Consider the following 21,570-nt stretch of genomic DNA (forward strand, 5'->3'; position numbering starts at 1 on the left):
TCTGGCTCAATAGGTACGAATCAAACCAACCAAGCGGCCCTGAACCTTGACCTTATTGTCAGGCAACATCCGGGTTTCATAGGCAGGGTTGGCGGCTTCCAATGCGATGGCACCGCCACGGCGGTAGAACTTCTTGAGCGTGGCTTCCTGATCTTCAACCAATGCGACAACGATATCCCCGTTATCTGCAGTTTTGGTTTCCTTGATGATCACAATATCACCATCGTTAATACCTGCATCAATCATGGAATCCCCTTTTACTTCGAGGGCATAGTGCTCTCCAGGACCGCTGAGCATTGAATCTGGCACCGTGACATTGTGAGAGGCATGCGCAATCGCTTCAATGGGGACCCCGGCCGCGATCTGTCCCATAACTGGCAGCTCCAGCGCATGCACTGCGTCAACCGGAATAGCATTGGCGGGCTTGCCGGCTTCAGGTCTGTCGCCCTCAATGACACGGGGGGAAAACCCATGGCTACTATCACCACCCAGGCTTTCGGGCAGTTTGATAATCTCCAACGCCCGGGCACGGTGGGCAAGGCGGCGGATAAATCCGCGTTCTTCCAGTGCGGTAATCAGCCGGTGAATGCCGGATTTGGAGCGCAGATCCAGCGCCTCTTTCATTTCATCGAAACTGGGGGGAACCCCGTCGCGCTGAATGCGTTTATGAATGAATTCAAGTAGATCCAGCTGCTTTTTCGTCAACATGTGCAGGGTCCTTCGGTTCATGCGTTTACATTTGTTCTACGCATGTTCCCGTTTTGTGTCAACCCGGCTGTGAGTAAGTTGTTAAATTGGCAAATAGTCCATCACATCGCCTGAGTTACGTGGCCCATCATTTGGCGGGCGGATCAGGAGGGCGTTAGCGTCGGCGAAGACGGACAATAGTGCACTGTCTTGTCTGGTTTCCGCGGTGATTTTGCCATTTGTGACCGTGGCGCGCATGTAATGTTCGCGGGGGCCGTTTTCTGGAATGTCGGCTGCAAGCGTGGCCTGCTGACGTAGTGATGGTGCAGCACCAAGACCCAGCATGGCCAGCACCACCGGTTTCAAGAACACATGTCCACACACCATGGCCGATACCGGATTACCGGGCAGTCCCACAAAGGCCGCGTCATTCAATCGTCCTGCCATCAATGGTTTGCCCGGTCGCATGGCAATTTTATAGAATTTTTGCTCTAACCCCAGATCTGAGGCCACGGATCCAACAAGGTCATGATCACCGACGGATGCCCCGCCAATGGTGACGATTAGGTCAGCATCTTTGGCCAGATCAAAGCTCAGCTCCAGCGCGGGGCGGTTGTCGCGGGCGATGGGCAGGATGCGAGCATTTGCGCCCAAATCGTCCAGCATCGCCTTGAGACCGAAGGTGTTGGAGGCAATGATCTGATCCGGACCGGGTGTTTCGCCCGGCATGACCAATTCATCCCCGGTAGAGATCAGTGCAATTTGCGGTTTGCGATACACAGTGACCTGCGCCACGTTCATTGCGGCCAGTAGTGCAATGTCAGAGGGGCGCAACCGACGTGGGGCGCGCAAGGCGTCGCCAGTGGCAAAATCAGAGGCCTGTTTGCGGATATGGTCGGACGTACCGATGTCACCCGTGATGCGAATGGTGTCTCCTTCGCGGGTGACGTCCTCTTGTATGATCACGCGGTCTGCACCTGGTGGCACTGGGGCGCCGGTAAAGATGCGGGCACATTGGCCGGAGGCAACGCTTTGATCAAGGGCATGGCCCGCTGCGGATTCGCCGATCACCTGAAACGAGGCACTTGGTGTTATATCGCCGCTACGTACGGCGTAGCCGTCCATGGCAGAAGCTGAAAAAGGTGGTTGATCCCGATTGGCCGTGGCATCGTGTGACATTACGCGACCTGCAGCGTTAACCAACGAAACACCCTCAGTTTCCATCGGTGAAACCAGCGCGAATAACTGCTCCAATGCGGTTTGAACGCTAATCATGACGCCTCGTAGAGGCCTGATTTTCCGCCATCTTTCAAGGCCAGATGGATATTGCCAATTTCCATTGCCTTATCAACAGCTTTGACCATGTCATAAACGGTCAATGCGGCGGTGCTGACAGCGGTCAGTGCCTCCATCTCAACACCGGTTTGGCCCGTGGTTTTAACCGTCGCTTCGATCTGAACACCGGGCAGATCTGGATCAAGCATCAGCTCAACCGCGACCTTGGAAATTGCCAGCGGGTGGCACAACGGGATCAGATCCGAGGTTTTTTTCGCACCCATGATGCCTGCAAGCCGGGCGATTGATAGAACATCGCCTTTCTTGGCACGACCTTCAGAAACGATTTCAAAGGCTTGCGCAGACATCTTGATCTGACCAGTGGCCACAGCAATCCGTGATGTCACGGATTTTTCCGACACATCAACCATATGGGCATGACCGCTTTGATCGAAATGAGTGAGCTCAGCCATCAGAACCCTCCGGGGCGCAAGGGCGACGCCAACAGGTCATGGGTGGCGCCTGCGACGTCTTGCTGGCGCATCAACGATTCACCGATTAGGAAGTTGCGCGCGCCATACCGGGCCATTTCAGCTAAGTCTTCACGAGTGTTCAGTGCGCTTTCACAAACGATCATCCGATCGGCCGGGACGCGTTTGGACAGTTGGCGCGTGGTATCAAGAGTGGTCTCGAAGGTGTTGAGATTGCGATTATTTATGCCAATCATGTGGGATTTTAGGCGAGTCGCACGTTCAAGCTCTTCGGCGTTATGAACCTCGATTAGCGCATCCATTTCCCACTCAAAAGCTGCGGATTCCAACTCTGCGGCTTGATCATCACTGACGGAGGCCATGATGATCAGGATGCAATCTGCCCCCCAAGCGCGGGCTTCGGCCACCTGATAGGGATCATACATGAAATCCTTGCGCAGAACCGGCAGGTTGGTTTCTGCCCGGGCTTGTTGCATAAATTCAGGTGCGCCCTGAAAGCTGGGCGTATCGGTCAGAACAGATAGGCAGGTTGCACCACCTGTTTCATAGGCTTTGGCCAGCTCGGGTGGGTTAAAATCTTCACGGATCAAGCCTTTGGAAGGGCTGGCTTTTTTGATCTCAGCGATCAGGCCATAGCCTTCGCGGGATGCGGCTTGCAATGCCTTTGTAAAGCCACGTACAGGATCGGCGGCTTTGGCATCACCTTCGATATCGTCTTGCGAACGCTCAGCTTTGGCTGCGACGATCTCTTCCAGCTTATAAGCTTTAATACGTTCAAGAATGGTGGGCGTGCTCATGCGCTCTCCGATGTGATTTTAGCTAGAAGTTCAATTTTTTCGCGGGCAGCGCCGCTATCGATGCTGACTGTCGCCATCTCAACACCAGTTTTTAGATCATCCGCTTTTCCTGCTACGACCAAGGCGGCGGCGGCATTCAAGCGTACGGCATCGCGGTACGCACCCGGCGCGCCATCCAACAGGGTGCGAAAGGCAACAGCGTTATCTTCAGGGGTACCGCCGATGATGTCCTCAAACGGATGGACGGGCAGGCCGAAATCCTCAGGGTGTAGCTCTATGTCGCGCACGGATCCATCTTCCTCAAGCGCAGACACCCAGCTAACGCCGGTGATGGTCAACTCATCCGTACCGTCAGAGCCATGGACCAACCAAGCGCGATCTGACCCAAGCTGACCCAGAGTTTCGGCCATCGGTCGGATCAAGTCGCGGGAAAACGCGCCAGTGAGTTGGCGTTTGACACCAGCGGGATTGGTCAGCGGGCCAAGGATGTTAAATATTGTCCGCGTGCCCAACTCAGCCCGGGTGGGCATGACATGGGCGATGGCCGGATGGTGCATAGGGGCCATCATGAAGGCTATACCAGCCTTATTTAGCGCCTTTTCAACCACCTCAGGGCCAACCATAACGTTGATACCCATCTGACTTTGCACATCTGCGGTTCCGGATTTGGATGACAGATTGCGATTTCCGTGTTTGGCAACAGTCACGCCAGCGCCGGCAACAACAAAGGCGGTTGCGGTTGAAATATTGAGCGTATGCTTGCCGTCACCACCGGTGCCAACGATATCCATCGCGCCAGCGGGTGCTTTGACCGCATTGCATTTAGCGCGCATGACCGCAGCGGCAGCGGCGAATTCATCAACCGTTTCCCCGCGGGTTCGAAGGGCCATTAGCAGGCCGCCGATCTGGCTTGGTGTGGCTTCGCCATCAAACAATACACCAAAGGCGGTTTCAGCTTCAGATCGGGTTAGGGGGCGATCGGCTGCAATGCCAATCAGCGGTTTTAGATCGTCGCTCATGCCGGGACTTTCATCGTGTCGAGAAAGTTCTTCAACAGCGCGTGGCCGTGTTGCGAGGCAATCGACTCGGGGTGGAATTGCACGCCGTGAATCGGCAATTCCCGGTGTTGCAGACCCATGATGGTGCCATCTTCCAGCTCGGCCGTGATTTCCAGCACGTCGGGGCAACTTTCGCGCTCTACCACAAGCGAGTGATAGCGCGTGGCTTCAAACGGGGATGGCAGGCCAGCAAAGACACCTTTGTTTTTGTGGTGCATCATGCCCATCTTGCCGTGAACAATCTCAGAATGGCGCGCAACCTTGCCGCCGAATACTTGCCCAATGGCCTGATGACCCAGACAAACGCCCAACAGGGGGGTTTTTGTCTCGGCTGCAGCCTCGGTCAGGGCCAGGCAAATGCCAGCTTGATCAGGATCACAAGGGCCGGGGCTTAAGAGAATCCCCGAGGGATTCATTCCCATGGCCTCTTGCACGTCAATCGAGTCGTTGCGTCTGACGACCACTTCGGCACCAAGCTCACCCACATAGTGAACCAAATTGTAGGTAAAACTGTCGTAGTTATCGATCAAAAGCAACATTTCGCCTATCCCATATCGGATTTGGGGCTGGAGACCCGCCCACTGGTCGCGGTATAATTGCTCAGGCTTGCGCGGCAGCGTCAAGAGGCGCATAGCTATTAGAAGGCAAATCAGAGGCAAAAACATTGAGACAGGGAATTTTTGCAGGCTTGATCACCGGCACAATGGTGTCCGGACTTGCACTTGGCACCGTATCGCTTGTTTCGGGAACACCGAATGGACATGTCGTCAACACGCCTTTGGTTGATGTGCCGGACCAATCTGGTTTTGCCCAGACCGGGCAATCAAGTGTGGCCACGGCTTTGCAAGACCAGACACAGGGTCAGGCACAGACCGAAGAGTCACAGAATGTTCTTTCTGGGGAAACCTCGACGCCTGATACGTTGGATGACCTGTCAAATTCAATCACCCAGCCGGCAGCGCAGCCCGATATAGACGCCCCTGAAACAGCTTTAACTGTGCCTGAAGGGCAAGACACTCCGATTCCTGTGACTGTGACAACCGATGCGCCAGTGCTGACTGTCCCACAAACCAAGGCTATTGCTGCACCGGGGCAAGAACAGGCGCTTTCTGTGTCTACCGTTCCTGCGCAACCATTGCAGCCTGCGGCGCCGGTTGAAGACACTGCCGGTCATGAAGATCAGGCATTAGATGTTCAGGCCGCATATGATGCTGACCAGAATGTGCCCGAAAGCTCAGGCACGATCAGTGATATTGCCGATGGGGTCACAACCGATCGTCTACCGTCGATTACGCAGCCAGATTCGGATGGTGGCACGTTGGGGGCTGCGCCTGAAACTGAAGAAACCGCATTTGGTGATGTCCCCGATACGACTGATTTGTCACCGCTGGAACGCTATTCAAATGAGTTCGACAATCCTGACAATAAACCATTGATGGCGATTGTGCTGATGGTGGATCATGCCAGCGCCCTTGATAGCCAAGTGTTGGAAGATTTCCCCTATCCAGTCAGCTTTGCCATTGATGTCCAGAACCCTGACGCCGCGCAATTGGCGCAACAATTGCGTGCCGCAGGGCATGAGGTTTTGGCGCAGATTGACCTGCCATCAGAGGTCGATGCGCGTGGCACCGAAGAGGCAATGCAGATCTATCTGAATGTTGTGCCCGAGGCGGTTGCGGTCATTGAAGGCCAGAATGGTGGAATGCAGGCTAATCGTTCCGCTAGTAAGCAACTTGCCCCGATCTTGCGAGATAGCGGACATGGAGTTGTGTTGATGTCTAACGGCTTGAACACGGCGCAAAAACTGATTGCGCGTGAAGGTGTGCCATCGGCATCGGTGTTTCGCGATTTCGATGCGCAGGGCCAGAATGAGCGGATGATCCGCCGGTTTCTTGACCAAGGCGCGTTTCGGGCCGGGCAAGAAGAAGAAGGCGTGATCATGTTGGGCCGTTTGCAGCCTGAAACTGCCAAGGCTTTGGTAGTCTGGGCGCTTGAGGATCGGGCCGGGCAGGTGGCGCTGGCTCCGGTATCGGCGGTTTTATCTGCAGAGCAATCTAAAGTGGCTTTCGGCCAGTAGGCCCGGACAGGCGCCAATCCCCTGGGGCGAGATCTGCAAGAGACCAATCCCCGATCTGGGCACGGATGAGGCGCAGGGTCGGGTGTCCAACATGCGCAGTCATACGTCTGACTTGGCGATTGCGGCCTTCGAAAATGGTCAGCTCTAACCAGCAGTCTGGTACAGATTTGCGAAAGCGCACTGGCGGGTCACGATCCCAGATTTCTGGTGGGTCGATCGGGCGGGCTTTGGCAGGTCGGGTTGGGCCGTCTTTCAGCGTGACGCCGGTGCGCAGCGCTTCAAGTGCGGCCTCATTCGGTATCCCTTCGACCTGAACCCAGTATGTCTTGGCCGTTTTGAACTTCGGACTGGCGATACGGGCCTGTAACTTACCATCGTCTGTCAACAGCAACAGTCCCTCGCTATCGCGATCCAGCCGTCCGGCGGGGTACACATCTGGTATGTTGATGTATTTTGACAGAGTTGGGCGTTCTGATCCTGCTGTACCTTTATCAGTGAACTGTGACAGCACGCCATAAGGTTTGTTGAACAGGATCAGCTGTGTCATTGCGTCGAAATCATATCAATCGTTGCCATTGCCGGTAAAGCGCGCGGCATCTGCAGCGGCGCGGCGTATAGCGTTGGATTTATGGACGGTCTCCATATATTCCGCCTCGGGGTCACTGTCGTAAACAACACCGCCGCCGGCCTGAATATAAAGTTTCTCGTCTTTGACCACGGCCGTACGTAAGGCAATGCACACATCCATGTCGCCATTGGCGCTGAAATAGCCAACACCACCGCCATAGACGCCGCGTTTTTCGGGCTCGAGCTCGTCGATGATTTCCATCGCGCGCACTTTGGGTGCGCCAGAAACTGTTCCTGCAGGCAGGCCCGCAAGCAGAGCGCTGAGCGCATCTTGGTCTTCCGCCAGTTCACCCACAACGTTTGAGACGATGTGCATGACGTGGCTGTAACGTTCGATGATGAATTTTTCGGTCGGACGCACGGTACCTATTTTGGACACACGCCCGGTATCATTACGCCCCAGATCTAGCAGCATCAGGTGCTCTGATAGTTCCTTTTGGTCAGCCAGAAGATCCGCCTCAAGCGCTCGGTCTTCTTCGGGTGTTGCACCACGAGGGCGCGTGCCCGCAATGGGGCGAATGGTTACTTCGTCGCCAAAGACCCGCACCAGAATTTCTGGGCTCGCGCCAATGACCTGAAAGCCGCCAAAGTTGAAATAGAACATGAAAGGCGATGGGTTAGTACGCCGCAGGCTGCGATATAGCGAAAACGGTGGTTGGCGGAACGGCTGTGTCCAACGCTGCGATGGCACCACCTGGAAGATGTCGCCGTCTCGAATGTATTCTTTGGCCTTTTCAACTGCGGCCTTATAGCCCTCGCGGGTGAAGTTGGACACCGGTGGGGCATCTTCATGGGCCTCACCAATGGTGCGGCTCGCCTGTGGCAGGGCACGTTCGAGATCGCGCACAGCGTCCATGACTCGTTCGGCTGCTTGCGCATAAGCCGCGCGCGCGTTCTGGCCGTTTTGCACCCATGCGGGCGACACAACGATCACTTCGCCCTTTACTCCGTCCAGAACGGTGATGATCGAGGGGCGCATCATGATCGCATCGGGAACGCCCAACGGATCAGGGTTGATGTTGGGTAGATGTTCGACCAGTCGGATCGTGTCATAGCCAAGATAGCCAAACAGACCGGCACTGGCCGCAGGCAGATCTTCGGGCAGGTCAATTCGGCTGGATTCAATCAGGGCCCGCAGGTTGTCGAGCGGTGCGCCGTCTTGGTCTTCAAAACTATCGGGGTCAAACCGGGCCTGACGGTTAATTCGGCTGGTTTCGCCGTGGCATTGCCAAATCAGATCAGGTTTCATGCCGATGATGGAATAGCGCCCGCGGACCTCTCCGCCGGTCACAGATTCAAGAACAAAGGCATCACGCGCTGCGCCGGTGAGTTTGAGCATCAGAGACACCGGAGTGTCCAGATCAGCGGCCAGACGGGTAAAGACAACCTGATTTTGGCCAACGTTGTAGCCGCGTTCAAAGGTCTCGAATGATGGGGTCAGATCCACGGTCAGTGCCTGTTATTGAAAGTTTGCGTGTACGGCATTGAGCACCTGTTGGTTCAACTCAATTCCAACCCGATTGCGGATGTCGTCAGCCATCAACTGGAACAGGTCCTGTGACAGGCCAGAGGCATATTGGTTTTCAATCAACGGTTTGATTTGTGCCAAACTTTCATCTGTATCAGAAGGCGGAATGATCGCATCGAGGCGAATAATGTAAATCTGACCAGAATCATTCAGCGAAGAGATATCGCCAGATTGCATCTCAAAAACCTGCTGAGTGAACGCAGGTGGTGTGTCTGGCTCAAAACTTGTACGGGTTAGGTTGTTTGCAGCCCGTGGGCTCAGCCCGATCTCCTCGAACGTTGCGCCATCACGCAGGCGGGGTAGGTCGGTCTCAAGCTGTGTCGCAAGCGCGCGGACTGTTGCATCGTTGGTCCAGCTGGCTTCAACATCATCACGGACGCTGTCCAATGGGCGCAGAACAGGGGCGATGACTTCATCCAGTTGTAGTGCAAAGATACCACCGTCCTGCGTTTGCAGGACTTCAGGGTAATCCTCTGTGGTGAGCTCTTGGGCAGCAGCACGGAAGTTTTCAAACGCGCCAATGCCTTCGGCTACACCTGCATGCCAGTCGATCTGACCAAGTTCTACATCGGTTTCCTGTGCCAGATCCTCAAGCGAGGCACCACCGGCCAACAGGTCATCGATTGAGTTGATTTGGCTGTCGATCACACGGCGGGCGCGATCAGTCGCCAGTTCTTCGCGCAGCTCAGGCAGGGCATCCTCAAAGCTGGTTTCCTGTGCAGCAAGCACCGCATTGATCCGGAACAGCGCCGGGCCAAGATCGGTACTAACGGGGTGGGTGACATCGCCAGCTGAGGCGGCAAAAACGGCTTCGCCCGCGCTACCCAGAGATGCTTTGGACACATCGCCAAGATCAATATCGATCAGCTCCAACCCACGATCAGCTACCAGATCCTCGAATGTGGCCTCACCATTGGCCAGTTTGGTATATGCGGCGTCTGCAGCATCCTGATCGGGATAGGCAAGACGTTCGACCAGACGGCGCTCTGGTTGATTGTATTGCTCGGCGCGATCTTCGTAGGCGTCCCGCAGGATGACTTCATCGACCTCAACGGTATCAACGATCATTTCCGGGCTAAGTTGTACGTAGGTGATGCGTTTGGTTTCTGGTGCGGTGAACAAGGCGGCGTTGTCTTTGTGGTACTGCGCCAAGTCGTCTTCGGTTGGCACTGGCAGGCCTGTTTTTAGGTCGCTGCGACCCAGTGTAGCCCAAGTAACATTCCGTTTCTCACCTAAGAAGGTCAGCATCGTATCGGTGTAGGCTTCAGGGGTGGCGACCCCGGCCAGAACTGCCGCCTGCAACAGGGTGCGGGCGGTTTCATCGCGCATTTGTTTTTCAAAGCGGCCCTCATTTAGGCCGATCTGCTCGAGCGCGGTTTCATAGGCGAGGCGGTCAAAGTTGCCATCTATTCCCTGAAATTGCGGGATTTGGGTGATCTCATCACGCAGGTTTTCATCGCCAATAGAAATTCCAAGACGCTGGGTTTCATCATCCAGTGCGGCAACCGACACAAGCCGTGACAAAACATTGTCAACGACACCCATTTCTTGCGCCTGGATAAAACTGAGTGCCTCGCCGCGAGCGGCTTCCTGGCTGCGAATTTCGGACTGCAAGGCACGGAAATAGTCATTCACATCAATGTCTGCATCGCCGACTTGCCCAATGCTGCGAGCGTTACCCGACAGGTTGGTCACACCAAAGCCACCAAGTCCAAGAATGAGCAGGCCCATCAAGATCCAGACAAAGGGTTTTGAAAGGTTTTTAGCAGCCATGTGGCCTCCTGTGGAACTAGGTGTTGACGCTTTGCGGGACTGTCTACGCGCTGTCCACGCGAGGGGCAAGGGGCCAGTTCAATTGCGCCAGACGATCAAAGAGTTCGCCAATTTGCACGCGGTCGACATTGGCAAAGGCCACCCGGAATTCGCGGCTAGCGCGCGGCTCATTATCTGGGTGGAACATTGTGCCGGGCAACATAAGAACACCGGCTTCACGCACTAAATCGCGCGCGACCTCATCTGATGGCTTTGCAAAAGGGTGCTGCACATATGCAAAATAGGCCCCACAGCCCAATAGTTGCCAGCCTTTGGCCTCTAGCTTGTGAAAATTGTCGTGAATGGCGGCGCGACGATCCAGAATTTCATCCCGTTCCCCTGCCAACCAGTGACTTAGGTTTTGCATGCCCCAAACGGCGGCAATCTGACCAAGCTGATTGGGGCAAATCGTGACGGTATCGAGAAACTTTTCGATCTCACTTAGCAATGCGGTGGCGGCAGTGATGGCACCGACGCGGTGCCCAGTCAGGCGAAAGGCTTTGGAAAAGGAATAGAGCTGGATCAGCGTTGTATCCCAATCTGTATCCTGAAACAGATTGTGCGGTGCCCCGCTGCGGGCATCAAAGTCACGGTAGGTTTCATCAATGACCAACTTGATGCCACGCCGCTGTGCCAGATCATAAAAGGCCTGAACCAGCTCGGAGGGGTATTCTACACCACCGGGATTATTGGGTGTGACCAGCACGATGGCACGGGTTTTGTCCGTTATCAGAGCGTCAGCGGCTATTGGATCAGGAAGCAAATCAGTGCCCGTTTTAAGTGGAACAGTTGTTATGCCCGACATGTCCAACCACATTTTATGGTTGAAATACCATGGGGTTGGTAGGATGACCTCATCATGATCACTGCATAGGGATGCGATGGTGGCACAAAATGCCTGATTGCAGCCAGAGGTAATGGCGATGTTGTCCGGCATCAATGTACCGCCATAAGCCACATTCCATTGTTTAGCGACTTCGGTGCGCAATTCTGGCAGGCCAAGAACAGGGCCATAAAGATGCGCCTCGGGCTGGTTTATTGCGGCCTCAGCGATCACTTTGCAAAGATCTTCTGGGGGCGGATCAACTGGTGCGGCCTGACTGACGTTAATCAGGGGGCGGTTTGGAGGAAAATCCACACCTTGCAACCAGCGGCGGGCCTCCATCACCGGAGGAAGAAAGGTTGCGGTGGTTCTGCCAGTTGCCATTTTGGAACTCCTCTTGTTGCTGACAGGGCTACCAGACGGAATGTTCCGGGAAAAGCACGATCTTGATTGTGTCGATTGCAATAGAATGAAGCTTCTCCTACTGCTGGGCAGAAAGCAATTAAATCGAGCACGTTATGAGCAGTGAAAATCCATCAAATTTCCGGGTCGATAACATTCCTTTGGCAATCGGATCGGTTGTCTTTGCTGTGCTTGCGCTGTCTCTTGGGGATGCCTTGATCAAAGGGGCAAGTTCCGGTTTTGCTATTTCGCAAATATTCGTATTACGCTCTGCTTTGGTTGTACCTGTTTTCCTAGGGATTTTTCTGATCCGGGAACCCAAAGCGTTGCGTTTGCCAAAAAGGCTGGGTTGGGCCTTGTTGCGTAGCTTTCTGATGGCGAGCATGTGGGTCTGCTACTATATTTCGTTGCCCTTTTTGGAACTTTCGGCAGCAGCAGCGGCATATTACACCTGCCCAATTTTTATCACGCTGTTTTCGGGTTTGTTGTTGGGTGACAAAATAAAAGGACTTGGTTGGATCGCAGTTTTGCTGGGCTTTTTAGGGGTATTGCTGATCCTTCGCCCTAAGGCAGATGACTTCAATTGGTATGCTTTGTTACCGATCGTTTCTGCAATCCTTTATGCTTTTGCGATGATCACCACCCGCGCGAAGTTACGTGAAGAACATCCTTTGGTTCTGGCTCTCACACTTCACGTGTCTTTCATCATTACCGGAGCAGTGATTGCCGGGGTGGGTGTCTTTAGCGCTTCGGGGTACAATCCAGAGAGTCTTTTGTTCGCCGCATGGGTGGAAATGAATCCCAGCCAGTGGAGCGTGATGGTTACTTTGGGAGTTGCAATGCTGATTGGTAGCATTTGCGCGGTAGTGGCCTATCAGAATGGGCCGCCGTCGTTGGTGGGCACATTTGATTTTGCCTATGTCGGCTTTGCGGTGATGTGGGGCATTGTCCTGTTGGGGGAAACCCCAGATCTGATGACCATAGTTGGGATATTGTTGATCACCGGAGCAGGGGCCATGGCCTTGCGACAATAACAATCAGGCAAATAAAAACCCCGGCCATCGACCGGGGTTTTGTTATTTTTATAGTCAGTTGATTATGACTGTTTGCGACGACGCCGTGCCGCAGCAAGTGCACCAAAGCCGCTGAGCAGCAACCAACCACCTGCTGGCAGTGGGATCGTTGCAGCCGAGGCTGGAACCGCAGCGCCATAGGTTTGTCCGCTGATGTTATAGGTATCGATCAATGTACCGGCACCCGTGCCCATGTCGATGGAAATCAGCTGATCTGAAGCGGTCATGCCAAACAATGTGCTACCGATGCGGGACAGGCCAAACACGGCGCTAAAGCCGATATCACCGATATATGTTCCAACGCCAGTGACAGCATCAATTGAAAACAGACAATCGCCCCCGCCTGAACAGCCGCCATTAGACGTGCCAAATAGCACACCTGAGGCGCTGAATGCGAGGTCACCAGAAGAGCTAAAGCCGCTTCCGACATTACCAACCACAGTCGATGCGCCAGTTGTCGTGTCTAAGGTGAACAGTCTGTTGCCACCAGAGCCAAACAGAGTGTCAGAATCATCAAAGGCCAATCCGTTCAAAGCTGAATGACCGCCCAAAAGAACCCCCTGCGCCGAATTATCAACGTCGATGGAGTACAGTGAGCTGCCTGTGGTGCCGTAGACATCACCAGAGCTGTCAACGGCGATGTCGAACCAACCTGGGCCAGCATCATAAGCCCCTGAAAGTACACCAGTATCAGTGTCCAGCGTGCCGATTGTTCCGTTTGATGATCCGACAAAAACGGATGCAGCGAATGAAGGTGCTGCGGTGCATAATGTTAGTGCCGCCGCAAGGATAATTTTGTTCATAATACAGTCTCCAAATAAACACATTATAGCCCCAATTAGCACATCACAAACGTGTGATCAACAAATTGAGTCAATAAAACATGAGCTTTCGGGCGTTCTAAAGCGTTTGTGCTGCGGGCCGATTGGAGCTTATCTGGATCTAAGGTCGCTGGATGACGATTTTTGAGAGCGATCTGAATATAATGCTGAACAGCCTGCTGGCAAGTAGTCTGCAGGTTGTTGAATTTAAACAATGTTATTGTGTTGAATAGCCCTTATTTCAACCTGATCCGCGATAAGGTTCGACATATTGCAAGGCCAGATCCCATGGGAAAAAGATCCAGGTGTCCTGGCTGACTTCGGTGATGAAGCTATCAACCATCTCGCGACCCATTGGTTTGGCATAGACAGTTGCAACATGCGCCTTGGGCATATGTTTGCGTACGATTTCCAAAGTCTTGCCGGTATCGACCAGATCGTCGATCACCAAGACGCCTTCGCCATCTCCGATAAGATCCATATCTGGCGATTTGATCACAATGGCTTCGCTTTGGTTCTGGTGGTCATAGGATTTGACGCTGATGGTATCGACGGTGCGAATGTCCAGTTCGCGCGCGATGATCATTGCAGGGGCCATGCCGCCACGGGTGATTGCCACAACAGCGCGCCAGCCAGTGTCGTCCGGGGCTTCGCTTTGCAGGCGCCAAGCCAATGCGCGGGCATCGCGGTGCAATTGATCCCAACTGACGTGGAAGCCGCGTTCGTGTGGCAGGCGATCTGTCATGGTTATTCCTTATGATTTATCGATGTCAGGGGCATCGACGGCTTTCATACCGACAATATGATATCCGGAATCAACGTGCAGGTTTTCCCCGGTCACACCGCTACTTAGATCGCTCAGCAGATAGAGTGCAGAGTTGCCAACATCATCGATGGTCACATTGCGGCGCAGAGGAGAGTTCAACTCGTTCCATTTCAGGATATAGCGGAAATCACCGATACCACTGGCGGCCAGTGTTTTGATCGGACCAGCAGAGATCGCATTGACGCGAATGTTGTCCTTGCCCAGATCCTCGGCCAGATATTTGACTGATGCCTCAAGCGCGGCTTTGGCAACACCCATGACATTATAATGTGGCATGACCTGCTCGGCACCATAATAGGTGAGGGTCAACATGGAGCCACCATCAGTCATGATCTTCTCGGCGCGCTGTGCAACCGCGGTGAAAGAGTAGACTGAGACATCCATGGTCATCAGGAAATTGTCACGGCTGGTGTCAACATAGCGACCGCGCAGCTCGTTCTTGTCAGAAAAGCCGATGGCGTGAACCAGAAAGTCGATTTTGCCCCAGACTTTTTCAATTTCAGCAAAGGCCGCATCAATTGATTCCGGGTTTGATACATCGCAATCAAACAGCTGTGTTACGCCCAATTGAGCGGCCAGAGGTTCAACTCGCTTTTTGAAGGCATCACCCATATAACTGAAGGCCATTTCAGCCCCGGCATCGGCGCAGGCTTTGGCGATTCCCCAGGCGATGGATTTGTCGTTGGCGAGACCCATAATAAGCCCGCGTTTTCCCGCCATCAGTTGATTTGACATTTCTTGCCCTCGAACACGTTCTATTTTGCCCTTTCTTTAGGCGATCGCTTCACTTGCTTCAAGTGGCTGGCGCGCGCAATGGGCAGAAACGAGTATAATGTGTTTAATCTGACTGTATGATTGCTATGGTTGTACTAAGTTGTATAGCATTATGGTTATACAAGCGCAGGACTAGAGGGATAAATGGTAAAGCGAAGCGGTATTTTTGCGGGCGAGAATCCCTTTAAGATAGCAAGAACGTGGTTGGGTGAGGCCGAAAAAAGCGAACTGAATGACCCGAACGCTGTCGCGCTGGCCACTGTGGATACGGATGGTCTGCCTAATGTGCGTATGGTATTGCTTAAATCCATCTCCGAAGATGGGTTCTGGTTCTATACTAATTACGACAGCGCTAAGGGAAACGAGATCGCAGCCACAGGCAAAGCCGCGATGGTCTTGCACTGGAAATCATTACGACGCCAAGTCCGGATTCGGGGGGTGGTTAACCGTGAAGATGGAGCTGAGGCGGATGAGTATTACGCCTCCAGATCGCTCAAGAGTCGGTTAGGGGCCTGGGCCTCGGATCAGTCGCGCCCACTTGAATCACGTAGCCTTCTGATGGCGCGGGTCGCAAAGGTTACAACCCAGATGGGCACCAATCCACCCCGGCCACCGTTTTGGGGGGGCTTTAAAATTATTCCAGAAGAAATTGAATTCTGGGCCGATGGGGCGTATCGTTTACATGATAGGTTTGTATGGCGGCGAGAAGCCCCTGATAATGAATGGAAAATTATAAGACTTAGCCCATGACATTCGCGTTGCGTGAAATGCTAGGCCCTGAAAAATATTAGACTTTTTGCTTGCGTGTGGATGGTAAAATGTCTCAAGAAGCAATTTGAGTATAAGCGCTAACGCTTGGTGGACTACGATGACAGAGATGAATGACGACATTCGAACAATCAAAGGACGGGTCAAATGGTTTGATCCTGTCAAGGGATTCGGGTTCGTCGTTTCCGATGAAGGTGGCCCTGATATTTTGCTGCACGCCAATGTTTTGCGCAATTTTGGGCAAAGTTCGGTTGCAGATGATGCGCTTGTTGAAATTGATGTTCAAAAAACCGACCGGGGGACCCAAGCGGTTGTTGTGCATCACATAGAGCCACCTGCTGACGTTGAGGGAATCGCTTTAGCGGATTTGGACGATATCGATCCAGAAGTGATCCGTGCCGCCAAGTTGGAACCTGCACGTGTAAAGTGGTTTGATAAAGGTAAGGGCTTTGGATTCGCCAATACCTTTGGCCGTGACGAAGACGTCTTTGTTCATATGGAAGTTCTGCGCCGTTCCGGTCTGGCCGATCTACAGCCTGGTGAAGCGCTTGCCCTTCGGGTCATCGAAGGAAAACGGGGCCGTATGGCAACAGAGGTGTGCGGATGGGAAGTGGCTGTAAAGCAAGACTAATCGCTGTAATACTTTTTTGTTTTTCAGGATCCACAGCTTTAGCAGAACAAAAATGCAGTGAAGATGCATTAACTGTGCGCGGTGACTGGGGTCAGGCGCGTTTTACCGTTGAGGTTGCAGACGACAAGGTCGAACGGGCGCAGGGTTTAATGCATCGAGAATCAATGCCCAAAAGTGCGGGCATGCTATTTGTTTATCCAGAAGAACAAACAATAGGGTTTTGGATGAAGAATACTCTGATTCCTCTGGACATGTTGTTCCTTGATTCTTCCGGAACCGTCCAGAAGGTCCACAGCAACGCCATTCCATTGGATACAAGTCCGATTTATGGCGGTGATAACATCCAGTATGTGTTTGAAATCAATGGCGGACTGGCCGATCTGATCGGAATTTCTGTTGGCAGTGAGATCCAACATCCTTCTATTGAAAAAGATTATGCATCTTGGCCCTGTTAAGGGGTTTTCAAATCAGAAAAAGCAAGTTAGAGACTGCGCATGGTCCGGGGCGTGGCGCAGTCTGGTAGCGCACCTGTTTTGGGTACAGGGGGTCGTAGGTTCGAATCCTGCCGCCCCGACCATTTAAACTTTCAACGACATATGTGATGCAGAATTCCCCAACCGGGGGCCAGGCTAATGCGTTGTGGATAAGTTTAACATCGCGAGAGATTCGCAAAAGTTAAACTGAAGGTGATACTTCAACGTAGATACCTAAATTGGCTGAAATACAGAAGATTTAACAACCTTCCGACGTTGATATCAAAATGATCAAGGCCTTAAGCAGGCTGTGGATGAATCACGTTAGCGTGAAACCGCATCACGGGCTCATGCCGGTCAACCGTTTTTTCGAAAAAAAACCTCAAAAAAAACGTTGACCAGTTATGGGTAAATACGTCAATTTGTGCGGGCAAGCTAAACGGCCACTATATATAGTGTCGAAAGGCGAAGCAGGGACAAAACTTCAAATGGGTCCTGGTTTAGGCCAGGTAATAACCTTGCGACCTGATTTTGGGTGTTGCGAGACCGATGTTTGTATCTGTTGAGTTTGGTGGTTTGCGGATCTGTAACGACAGATTTAACAAATTTAGTGATGAAATGCTGGAATAATGGGGCAGCGATAATGAAGATCGAACGCAAATTTACCAAATCGGGTCAGGATGCCTATGCCAGCCTGGATTTCATCAAAACCAGCTCGGAGATTCGCAATCCCGATGGCACGATCGTTTTCCGACTTGATGACGTAGAGGTGCCTGCCAAGTGGAGTCAGGTCGCAAGTGATGTGATTGCTCAAAAATACTTTCGTAAAGCCGGTGTTCCAGCCAAGATGAAGAAGGTTAAGGAAAAAGGTGTTCCTGAGTTTCTGTGGCGTTCGGTTCCTGCCAATGACAATGCGAGTATGGCCGGCGAAACCAGCGCCAAACAAGTGTTTGACCGTCTCGCAGGTGCTTGGGCTTATTGGGGGTGGAAAGGTGGATATTTCACCACCGAGGAAGACGCTGCCGCTTACTATGATGAAATGCGCTTTATGCTGGCTAACCAGATGGCTGCCCCGAACTCTCCTCAGTGGTTCAACACCGGCCTGCATTGGGCTTATGGCATCGATGGACCGGGCCAGGGCCACCACTATGTTGATTTTAAAACGGGCGAACTGACAAAATCGAGCAGCGCCTATGAGCACCCGCAGCCCCATGCGTGTTTCATCCAGTCGGTCAAAGATGATTTGGTCGGCGACGGTGGCATTATGGATCTGTGGGTGCGCGAGGCACGCCTGTTTAAATATGGTTCAGGCACGGGCACAAACTTCTCGTCTTTGCGTGCCGAAGGGGAATCTCTCTCGGGTGGTGGTAAATCTTCGGGCTTGATGGGCTTCCTTAAAATTGGCGACCGCGCCGCTGGCGCGATCAAATCGGGTGGTACAACGCGGCGTGCAGCCAAAATGGTGATCTGTGATGCCGATCACCCTGACGTGCAGGAATTCATCAACTGGAAGGTCAAGGAAGAGCAAAAAGTTGCCTCCATCGTGGCCGGTTCCAAAATGCACGAGCAGAAGCTGAACGAAATCTTTGGCGCGATTCGCTCTTGGGATGGCAGTTCAGAAGATGCGGTTGACCCCAAGAAAAACGAGCAGCTTAAGTCTGCTATTCGGGGGGCCAAACAGACCCAGATCCCTGAAACGTATGTTAAACGCGTGCTGGATTATGCACGTCAGGGGTATGAGAGCATCGAATTTCCGACCTACGACACTGATTGGGACAGTGAAGCCTACGCATCGGTCAGCGGACAAAACTCCAATAACTCAATCCGTGTGACTGATGCCTTCCTCAAGGCTGTGGAAAACGATGACGATTGGGCACTGATCAACCGCACAGATGGTAGCGTATCGAAAACCATCAAGGCACGTGACCTGTGGGAAGACGTAGGCCATGCAGCATGGGCCTGTGCCGACCCGGGTATTCAATATCACGATACGGTCAACGCTTGGCATACATGCCCAGAAGATGGTGAGATTCGCGGATCAAACCCTTGTTCTGAATACATGTTCTTGGATGACACTGCGTGTAACCTCGCGTCTATGAACCTGCTGACATTCTATAAAAATGGCAAGTTTGACGCTGATAGCTATGTTCACGCCACACGTCTGTGGACCATGACGCTGGAAATCTCGGTTCTGATGGCGCAGTTCCCATCAAAAGAGATTGCGCAGTTGTCTTATGAGTTCCGCACCTTGGGTCTTGGTTATGCAAACATCGGCGGCCTGCTGATGAACATGGGCTATGGCTATGACAGTGTTGAAGGACGTGCGCTTTGTGGGTCACTCACGGCGATCATGACTGGCGTAGCCTACGCAACCTCTGCCGAAATGGCGGGTGAGCGTGGGGCTTTCACTGGTTATGAACGAAACGCTGAACATATGCTTCGGGTGATGCGTAACCACCGCAATGCGGCCTATGGCGCGACAGAAGGATACGAAGATCTGGCGATTAAACCTGTACCGCTGGACCTGACCAACTGCCCGGACAGCCGTTTGGTTGATCTGGCGATGGCCAGCTGGGATGAGGCGTTGAAGCTGGGTGAAAAGCACGGCTATCGTAACGCGCAGGTCTCTGTTGTAGCCCCAACCGGCACGATTGGTCTGGTGATGGATTGTGACACTACAGGGATCGAGCCTGACTTTGCCTTGGTGAAGTTCAAGAAACTGGCCGGCGGCGGTTACTTCAAGATTATCAACCGTTCTGTTCCCGGTTCTCTTGAAACGCTTGGTTACAGCTCAGCACAGATTGAAGAGATTGTCAGCTATGCAGTCGGTCATGGCACCATCGGCAACGCACCGGGGATCAACCACACATCACTGATTGGGCATGGTTTCGGCCAAAACGAGCTGAACAAAATCGACGCCGCCCTTGGCAGTGCCTTTGATATCCGGTTCGTGTTCAACCAGTGGACGCTGGGCGAAGAGTTCTGCACTAATGTTTTGGGCATTCCGGCGGCCAAACTGAATGATCCGACTTTTGATATGCTGGCGCATCTGGGCTATTCCAAGCGCGACGTTGACGCGGCGAATGATCATGTTTGCGGCACTATGACATTGGAAAATGCGCCACACCTCAAGGAAGAGCATTATCATATCTTTGATTGTGCCAATCCTTGCGGCAAGAAAGGCAAACGCTTCCTGTCCGTGAACTCACATATCGACATGATGGCTGCAGCACAGTCGTTCATCTCAGGCGCGATTTCCAAGACCATCAACATGCCGAACGACGCCACCATCGAAGATTGCCAAAAAGCATATGAACGCAGCTGGCAGATGGGCGTCAAGGCAAACGCACTGTATCGTGATGGATCAAAACTGAGCCAGCCGCTGGCAGCGGCTTTGGTTGAGGATGATGATGAGGCGGCTGACATCTTGGAAAGCGGCACACCGCAGGAAAAAGCGGCTGTACTGGCGGAAAAGATAGTCGAGAAGGTGATCGTCAAAGAGATCATCAAATCGCACCGCGAAAAGATGCCAGAGCGCCGTAAGGGGTATACCCAAAAGGCGATTGTTGGTGGCCACAAAGTTTACCTGCGGACGGGTGAGTACGAAAGTGGTTCTTTAGGTGAGATATTCATCGATATGCACAAAGAAGGTGCGGGCTTCCGGGCGATGATGAACAACTTTGCTATCGCCGTCTCGGTTGGTCTGCAATACGGCGTGCCGCTGGAGGAGTTTGTTGACGCCTTTACCTTCACCAAGTTCGAGCCCGCGGGCATGGTGCAAGGTAACGACAGCATCAAAAATGCCACTTCAATCCTTGACTATATCTTCCGCGAGCTGGCGGTTAGCTATCTGGACCGCACCGATCTTGCCCATGTGAAACCACAAGGGGCAACATTCGATGACATCGGTCGTGGCGAAGAAGAGGGCGTAAGTAATATCAAAGAGTTGTCAGGCGAAGCTGCATCAAACTCTTTGGATGTCCTGAAACAAATCAGCTCAACCGGTTACCTGCGCAAACGTCTGCCACAAGAGTTGATTGTTCTGAATGGTGGTGTGCAGGCTGCCGGGGCGACGGCCTTTGCTGGAGCCATGGATCCGGTTGGAACATTGCAGGCCTTGGTGCCGGAAACGGCAAGTCCTGCGGGCGCTGTTGTGACCGAAACCACGGTGACGACCAGCGCAAGTACAGGCATGGATGCCCGTTCAAAGGCACGCATGCAGGGATATGAGGGTGATCCATGTGGCGATTGCGGTAACTACACGCTGGTCCGCAATGGGACCTGCATGAAATGCAACACCTGCGGTTCGACCAGCGGCTGTAGCTAAGACACATCGGGAGCGGGTCGTTGACCTGCTCCTTTTCCATACGGGGCGGGTGCGCTCACCCCGGACGACGTTCAGGCCACAGGCAAAAAACACCGAGCGGTTAACAGACAGAGCCTGAACAGCGAAACTCAATAAGGGGGCAAATGCCCCCTTTTTTCTGTGCAAATGAAATATTACCTGCACCTCGGCAAGCCAATTTATTGTCATCAAGGACTGACAATAAATTGCAAATCTGATCCGCTGTGACAAAATTTCCCTCTGAAATACGTTTTGCAAAATTCTTAATATTGTGCAATCTCA

19 protein-coding genes and 1 tRNA gene are annotated in these 21,570 nt (G+C 53.0%); 7 read left to right on the forward strand and 13 right to left on the reverse strand.

Annotated elements, in window-relative coordinates:
• Positions 1-6: 6 nt before the first annotated feature.
• The 6 genes from lexA to D9A02_RS11665 form a co-directional block, all read right to left on the reverse strand.
• Positions 7-708, reverse strand: coding sequence for a transcriptional repressor LexA (gene lexA / locus D9A02_RS11640; protein WP_120501120.1), 702 nt, complete (start codon positions 706-708; stop codon positions 7-9).
• A gap of 81 nt (positions 709-789) precedes the next feature.
• Positions 790-1,962 (reverse strand): gephyrin-like molybdotransferase Glp, encoded by a 1,173-nt coding sequence (gene glp, locus D9A02_RS11645; protein WP_120501121.1) that lies wholly within the window; start codon positions 1,960-1,962, stop codon positions 790-792.
• The gene (moaC, locus tag D9A02_RS11650) at positions 1,959-2,435 is read right to left on the reverse strand and encodes a cyclic pyranopterin monophosphate synthase MoaC (protein WP_120501122.1); all 477 of its coding nucleotides are present in this window, start codon (positions 2,433-2,435) and stop codon (positions 1,959-1,961) included. The genes glp and moaC overlap by 4 nt, the downstream gene beginning before the upstream one ends.
• Positions 2,435-3,250 carry an indole-3-glycerol phosphate synthase TrpC gene (trpC, locus tag D9A02_RS11655; protein ID WP_120501123.1) on the reverse strand — a complete coding sequence of 272 codons (816 nt, stop codon included), beginning with the start codon at positions 3,248-3,250 and terminating at the stop codon, positions 2,435-2,437. Before trpC ends, moaC begins: the two co-directional genes overlap by 1 nt.
• Complete coding sequence (trpD, locus tag D9A02_RS11660; protein WP_120501124.1) at positions 3,247-4,269, reverse strand: anthranilate phosphoribosyltransferase; 1,023 nt, start codon at positions 4,267-4,269, stop codon at positions 3,247-3,249. The genes trpC and trpD overlap by 4 nt, the downstream gene beginning before the upstream one ends.
• Entirely contained in the window at positions 4,266-4,847 is a 582-nt protein-coding gene (locus D9A02_RS11665; RefSeq protein ID WP_120501125.1) for an aminodeoxychorismate/anthranilate synthase component II, read from the reverse strand. Before D9A02_RS11665 ends, trpD begins: the two co-directional genes overlap by 4 nt.
• Before the next feature lie 125 nt (positions 4,848-4,972).
• On the opposite strand from D9A02_RS11665, the gene D9A02_RS11670 reads away from it, so the two are divergent.
• Positions 4,973-6,385, forward strand: coding sequence for a divergent polysaccharide deacetylase family protein (locus tag D9A02_RS11670; protein WP_254054613.1), 1,413 nt, complete (start codon positions 4,973-4,975; stop codon positions 6,383-6,385).
• On the opposite strand, the gene D9A02_RS11675 is transcribed toward D9A02_RS11670, so the two are convergent.
• The 4 genes from D9A02_RS11675 to D9A02_RS11690 are packed head-to-tail and all read right to left on the reverse strand — an operon-like array spanning position 6,363 to position 11,559.
• Positions 6,363-6,932 carry a pseudouridine synthase gene (locus tag D9A02_RS11675; protein ID WP_120501126.1) on the reverse strand — a complete coding sequence of 190 codons (570 nt, stop codon included), beginning with the start codon at positions 6,930-6,932 and terminating at the stop codon, positions 6,363-6,365. The genes D9A02_RS11670 and D9A02_RS11675 overlap by 23 nt on opposite strands.
• 15 nt (positions 6,933-6,947) lie before the next feature.
• A complete protein-coding gene (gene trpE, locus D9A02_RS11680; RefSeq protein WP_120501127.1) occupies positions 6,948-8,459 on the reverse strand; it encodes an anthranilate synthase component I in 1,512 nt (503 codons plus the stop codon).
• A gap of 12 nt (positions 8,460-8,471) precedes the next feature.
• On the reverse strand, positions 8,472-10,313 hold the full coding sequence (locus D9A02_RS11685) for a peptidyl-prolyl cis-trans isomerase (protein ID WP_120501128.1): 1,842 nt from the start codon (positions 10,311-10,313) through the stop codon (positions 8,472-8,474).
• A 43-nt stretch (positions 10,314-10,356) separates the two neighbouring features.
• Positions 10,357-11,559 (reverse strand): aminotransferase, encoded by a 1,203-nt coding sequence (locus D9A02_RS11690; RefSeq protein WP_120501129.1) that lies wholly within the window; start codon positions 11,557-11,559, stop codon positions 10,357-10,359.
• Between the two features lie 134 nt (positions 11,560-11,693).
• Between D9A02_RS11690 and D9A02_RS11695 the strand changes: the two genes are divergently transcribed.
• Positions 11,694-12,611, forward strand: a complete 918-nt coding sequence (locus D9A02_RS11695) for a DMT family transporter (RefSeq protein WP_120501130.1) — start codon at positions 11,694-11,696, stop codon at positions 12,609-12,611.
• A gap of 62 nt (positions 12,612-12,673) precedes the next feature.
• On the opposite strand, the gene D9A02_RS11700 is transcribed toward D9A02_RS11695, so the two are convergent.
• The 3 genes from D9A02_RS11700 to fabI form a co-directional block, all read right to left on the reverse strand.
• Complete coding sequence (locus D9A02_RS11700) at positions 12,674-13,453, reverse strand: VPLPA-CTERM sorting domain-containing protein (RefSeq protein WP_162933046.1); 780 nt, start codon at positions 13,451-13,453, stop codon at positions 12,674-12,676.
• Positions 13,454-13,712: 259 nt separating this feature from the next.
• Entirely contained in the window at positions 13,713-14,216 is a 504-nt protein-coding gene (gene gpt / locus D9A02_RS11705; protein ID WP_120501132.1) for a xanthine phosphoribosyltransferase, read from the reverse strand.
• Between the two features lie 9 nt (positions 14,217-14,225).
• The gene (fabI, locus tag D9A02_RS11710) at positions 14,226-15,032 is read right to left on the reverse strand and encodes an enoyl-ACP reductase FabI (protein ID WP_120501133.1); all 807 of its coding nucleotides are present in this window, start codon (positions 15,030-15,032) and stop codon (positions 14,226-14,228) included.
• Positions 15,033-15,215: 183 nt separating this feature from the next.
• Here fabI and pdxH point away from each other — a divergent pair, with 183 nt between their 5' ends.
• The 5 genes from pdxH to D9A02_RS11735 all read left to right on the forward strand — a co-directional run bounded on the left by pdxH (position 15,216) and on the right by D9A02_RS11735 (position 21,270).
• A complete protein-coding gene (gene pdxH, locus D9A02_RS11715) occupies positions 15,216-15,821 on the forward strand; it encodes a pyridoxamine 5'-phosphate oxidase (RefSeq protein ID WP_120501134.1) in 606 nt (201 codons plus the stop codon).
• Positions 15,822-15,939: 118 nt separating this feature from the next.
• The gene (locus tag D9A02_RS11720; protein ID WP_120501135.1) at positions 15,940-16,470 is read left to right on the forward strand and encodes a cold-shock protein; all 531 of its coding nucleotides are present in this window, start codon (positions 15,940-15,942) and stop codon (positions 16,468-16,470) included.
• Positions 16,443-16,925, forward strand: a complete 483-nt coding sequence (locus D9A02_RS11725; RefSeq protein ID WP_120502511.1) for a DUF192 domain-containing protein — start codon at positions 16,443-16,445, stop codon at positions 16,923-16,925. Before D9A02_RS11720 ends, D9A02_RS11725 begins: the two co-directional genes overlap by 28 nt.
• A gap of 45 nt (positions 16,926-16,970) precedes the next feature.
• Positions 16,971-17,047: transfer RNA gene (locus tag D9A02_RS11730), tRNA-Pro, on the forward strand.
• Between the two features lie 539 nt (positions 17,048-17,586).
• Entirely contained in the window at positions 17,587-21,270 is a 3,684-nt protein-coding gene (locus D9A02_RS11735) for a vitamin B12-dependent ribonucleotide reductase (protein WP_120501136.1), read from the forward strand.
• Positions 21,271-21,570 lie beyond the last annotated feature (300 nt).

This window comes from Roseovarius sp. EL26 (genome assembly GCF_900327775.1).
GTDB lineage: Bacteria > Pseudomonadota > Alphaproteobacteria > Rhodobacterales > Rhodobacteraceae > Roseovarius.

What these genes read in the sequence shown, in the direction of transcription:
- glp (WP_120501121.1), bottom strand. Translation starts at nt 1,962, where the DNA reads ATGATTAGCGTTCAAACCGCATTGGAGCAGTTATTCGCGCTGGTTTCA.
- moaC (WP_120501122.1), bottom strand. Translation starts at nt 2,435, where the DNA reads ATGGCTGAGCTCACTCATTTCGATCAAAGCGGTCATGCCCATATGGTT.
- D9A02_RS11665 (WP_120501125.1), bottom strand. Translation starts at nt 4,847, where the DNA reads ATGTTGCTTTTGATCGATAACTACGACAGTTTTACCTACAATTTGGTT.
- gpt (WP_120501132.1), bottom strand. Translation starts at nt 14,216, where the DNA reads ATGACAGATCGCCTGCCACACGAACGCGGCTTCCACGTCAGTTGGGAT.
- D9A02_RS11675 (WP_120501126.1), bottom strand. Translation starts at nt 6,932, where the DNA reads ATGACACAGCTGATCCTGTTCAACAAACCTTATGGCGTGCTGTCACAG.
- trpD (WP_120501124.1), bottom strand. Translation starts at nt 4,269, where the DNA reads ATGAGCGACGATCTAAAACCGCTGATTGGCATTGCAGCCGATCGCCCC.
- D9A02_RS11735 (WP_120501136.1), top strand. Translation starts at nt 17,587, where the DNA reads ATGAAGATCGAACGCAAATTTACCAAATCGGGTCAGGATGCCTATGCC.
- D9A02_RS11690 (WP_120501129.1), bottom strand. Translation starts at nt 11,559, where the DNA reads ATGGCAACTGGCAGAACCACCGCAACCTTTCTTCCTCCGGTGATGGAG.
- D9A02_RS11695 (WP_120501130.1), top strand. Translation starts at nt 11,694, where the DNA reads ATGAGCAGTGAAAATCCATCAAATTTCCGGGTCGATAACATTCCTTTG.
- D9A02_RS11720 (WP_120501135.1), top strand. Translation starts at nt 15,940, where the DNA reads ATGACAGAGATGAATGACGACATTCGAACAATCAAAGGACGGGTCAAA.
- fabI (WP_120501133.1), bottom strand. Translation starts at nt 15,032, where the DNA reads ATGTCAAATCAACTGATGGCGGGAAAACGCGGGCTTATTATGGGTCTC.
- D9A02_RS11700 (WP_162933046.1), bottom strand. Translation starts at nt 13,453, where the DNA reads ATGAACAAAATTATCCTTGCGGCGGCACTAACATTATGCACCGCAGCA.
- D9A02_RS11725 (WP_120502511.1), top strand. Translation starts at nt 16,443, where the DNA reads ATGGGAAGTGGCTGTAAAGCAAGACTAATCGCTGTAATACTTTTTTGT.
- pdxH (WP_120501134.1), top strand. Translation starts at nt 15,216, where the DNA reads ATGGTAAAGCGAAGCGGTATTTTTGCGGGCGAGAATCCCTTTAAGATA.
- D9A02_RS11685 (WP_120501128.1), bottom strand. Translation starts at nt 10,313, where the DNA reads ATGGCTGCTAAAAACCTTTCAAAACCCTTTGTCTGGATCTTGATGGGC.
- lexA (WP_120501120.1), bottom strand. Translation starts at nt 708, where the DNA reads ATGTTGACGAAAAAGCAGCTGGATCTACTTGAATTCATTCATAAACGC.
- trpC (WP_120501123.1), bottom strand. Translation starts at nt 3,250, where the DNA reads ATGAGCACGCCCACCATTCTTGAACGTATTAAAGCTTATAAGCTGGAA.